The sequence below is a fragment of the Polaromonas sp. P3_C2 genome, assembly GCF_056402675.1.
Genome location: NZ_JBFUGX010000426.1, coordinates 1 through 3706 on the forward strand (window position 1 = coordinate 1; position 3706 = coordinate 3706).

The following is a 3706-nucleotide window of genomic DNA, read 5'->3' on the forward strand; positions in this document are numbered from 1 at the left end:
ACAGATAGCGCCGCGGGCAGATGGACCCTGCGCAAGCCCGTAACGGCCGTTTTGCTGCTGGGAGCAGCAACAGCGCAGGCCGGCCCGGTAGACGGCCAGGTCACTTCGGGCGCGGCCAGCATCTCGCAGAGCGGCTCCGCCACCACCATCAATCAATCCAGCCAGAACGCTTCGCTGACCTGGAAGAGCTTTAACGTAGGCGCGCAGGAAAGCGTCAACTTCGTGCAGCCTTCGGCCAGCGCGATCGCGGTCAACCGCATCATGGACACCCACGGCAGCCAGATCCTGGGCCAGCTCAATGCCAATGGGCAGGTCTTCCTGATCAACCCCAACGGCATCCTGTTTGGCGCCGGCGCCCAGGTCAATGTGGGCGGGCTGGTGGCGTCGACACTGGATGTCAAGGATGCGGACCTGAGCAGCGGAAAGCGCAGCTTCAGCGGCGCAGGCGCAGGCAGTGTGGTCAACCAGGGCCGCATCAATGCTGCCACGGGCGGCTACGTTGCACTGGTCGGCAATACCGTGCGCAACCAGGGCAGCATCAGCGCTCCGCAGGGCAGCGTGGCGCTGGCGGCAGGCAGCGCGGCTACTTTGACCTTCCAGGGCAACCAGCTGCTCAAGATCGAGGTGGACCAGAGCGTTCTCAACAGCCTGGCCGAGAACGGCGGGTTGATTMTGGCTGACGGCGGGCAGGCGCTGATGAGCGCCGGTGCCAAGGATTCCCTGCTGGCCAGCGCAGTCAACAACACCGGGGTGATCCAGGCGCGCACCGTGGAAAACCGCAGCGGCACCATCATCCTGCTGGGCGGCATGGCCGCCGGCACTGCCAACATTGCGGGCACGCTGGACGCTTCGGCGCCCAACGGCGGCAACGGCGGCTTTGTGGAAACCTCGGGCGCGCAGGTGAACATTGCCGACGGCGCCCGGATCACCACGGCGGCCCCCGCGGGCCAAAGCGGCACCTGGCTGATCGATCCTGTGGACTTCACCATCGCCGCTGCAGGCGGGAACATCACGGGTGCGGCCCTGAGTGCCAACCTGGCCTCAGGCAACGTCGTCATCCAGAGCAGCAGCGGGAACACGGGCACGGCGGGCGATGTCAACGTCAACAACGTGGTGAGCTGGAGCGTCAACCAGCTGACGCTCAACGCGCAGAACAACATCAACATCAATGCCAACCTCAACGCATCGGGCACCGGCAAGCTGGCGCTGGAATACGGCCAGKGCAATACCAATGGAATCACCAACTCCTACAACGTCAACAACGGCGCGAAGATCAATTTGCCGGCAGGCAACAATTTCAGCACCAAGCAAGGCAGCAACGGTACCCCCGTCGCCTATACGGTGATCACTGACCTGGGTACCGCAACCAGCACCAGCGGCACAGATTTACAGGGCATGAGCGGCAATCTCAACGGTCGCTACGCACTGGGCGCTGACATCGACGCCTCGCCAACCAGCGCTTGGAACGGCGGCAGTGGATTCGAACCGCTGGGCAACAACCTGGCGCAATTCAGTGGCATCCTGGACGGTTTGGGCCACACCATTTCCGGCCTCACTATCAACCGGCCCACCGCCACCTACGTCGGTCTGCTCGGCTATGTAGGCGCTTCGGGGCGAATCAACAATTTGGGCTTGGCCGGCGGTAGCGTCACGGGCCAAACCAAAGTCGGCGCGTTGGCCGGGTGGAGCTCTGGCAATATCACTAACAGCTACGCCAGCACCTCAGTGACCGGCTCCGGATCCGAGGCTGGTGGGCTGGTGGGGACCAGCCAGGGCGTAATCCGCAACAGCCACGCCAGCGGCGCGGTGATCGGCTCGTTCATTGTGGGCGGGCTGGTTGGCTGGAACCAGGGCCTTATCAGCGACAGCTATGCCACCGGCTCTGTCGGCGCATCGAGTTCGCGGGTTGGCGGGCTGGTGGGCGACATGCTCAACGGCGGAAGCGTCAGCAATAGCTACGCCAGCGGCAACGTCACCAGCACCGGCCAGGATGTCGGCGGGCTCGTGGGGTATTGGGACAGCAATGGTACCGCCAATGTTGTGATCAGCAACAGTTATGCGAGTGGCACGGTGTCCGGCACCACGAATGTCGGCGGCCTGGTGGGCTATAAGTTCAATGCTGGTGGCACCATCAACAACAGCTACGCGACCGGGGCCGTGAGCGGCACCAGCAACCTGGGCGGGCTGGTCGGCTTGTGGGACGCCGGAACGGCGATCAACAACAGTTTCTGGGACACCGTCACAACCGGGCGGGCCACCAGCTCGGGCGGCGGCATGGGCATGACCACAGCCCAGATGCAACAACAGGCCAATTTCAGCTCGGCCACGGCTGCCAACGGCAACGTCAACCCGAACTGGGATTTCACCAGCGTCTGGCGTATTTATGAGGGAAATAGCCGTCCCCTGCTCAAGGCGCTCATGAAGGCCACCACGGTCACGGTCGGCAGCACCAGCAAGACCTACGACAAGCTGTCCTGGAACGGCGGAACCGGCATCAGTTGCTCCAATACGGCTTGCGGCAGCTTGTCGGGAAGCATCAGTTTCGGCGGAACCGCCCAGGGCGCGGTCAATGCCGGAAGCTACACGGTGACGGGTTCCGGCCTGTATTCCAATCAGCAGGGCTACGACATCAGTTACGCCAATGGCACGCTGACAGTCAATCCCGCCAGTTTGGCTGTCACAGGCGTGAGCGCAAACAACAAGGTGTATGACGCCGGCACCACCGCCACCCTCAACGGCACGGCCAGCGTCACAGCCATCGCCGGCGACACGGTGAGCATCGCCGGCACCGGCAGCGGTGCTTTCGCCGACAAGAACGTGGGCAACGGCAAGGCCGTGACCGTCACCGGCTACACGCTGAGCGGCGCAGATGCCGCCAACTATGTCGTCGTGCAGCCCACGGGCCTGACCGCGAACATCACGCCGGCCAGCCTTGCCGTTGGCGGTGTGACGATCCAGGACAAGGTGTACAACGCCAGTGACGCCGCCACCATCAACGGCACGGCCAGCGTTGCAGCTTTCGCCGGTGATACGGTGAACGTGGCCGGCACGGGCATCGGCCGGTTTGCCGACAAGAACGTGGGCAACGGCAAGGTGGTTACCGTGACCGGCTACACGCTGGGCGGCGCCGATGCCGGCAACTACACCGTGGTGCAACCCACAGGTTTCACGGCAAACATCACGCCGGCAAGCCTGGCGGTTACGGGCGTGGGGGCCAACAACAAGGTCTACGACACAACGACCACCGCGACGCTGAGCGGAACAGCAGCGGTGACAGCTTTGGGTGGCGACACGGTTACGGTGGGCGGCACCGGCAGCGGCAGCTTCGCCAACAAAAACGTGGGCAACGGCAAGGTGGTTACCGTAACCGGCTACACGCTGGGCGGCGCCGATGCGAGCAACTACACCGTGGTGCAACCCACCGGCGTGACAGCCAACATCACGCCGGCAAGCCTGGCTGTTACSGGCGTAGGCGCAAACAACAAGGTCTACGACACGACCACCACAGCGACGCTGAGCGGAACAGCAGCGGTGACGGCTTTGAGTGGTGATACCGTGACCGTGGGCGGTACCGGCAGCGGAAATTTCGCCAACAAGAATGTTGGCAATGGCAAGACCGTCACCGTCACCGGCTACACACTGGGCGGTGCAGATGCCGGCAACTACACCGTGGTTCAACCCACAGCTGTCACGGCCAACATCACGC

1 protein-coding gene is annotated in these 3706 nt (G+C 63.7%); it reads left to right on the top strand.

Going from position 1 to position 3706, the window contains the following annotated elements; all coding sequences use genetic code 11:
* A partial coding sequence (locus AC1DWI_RS16465) for a beta strand repeat-containing protein (protein WP_477725229.1) occupies nt 1–3706 on the top strand: 3706 nt, incomplete at both ends.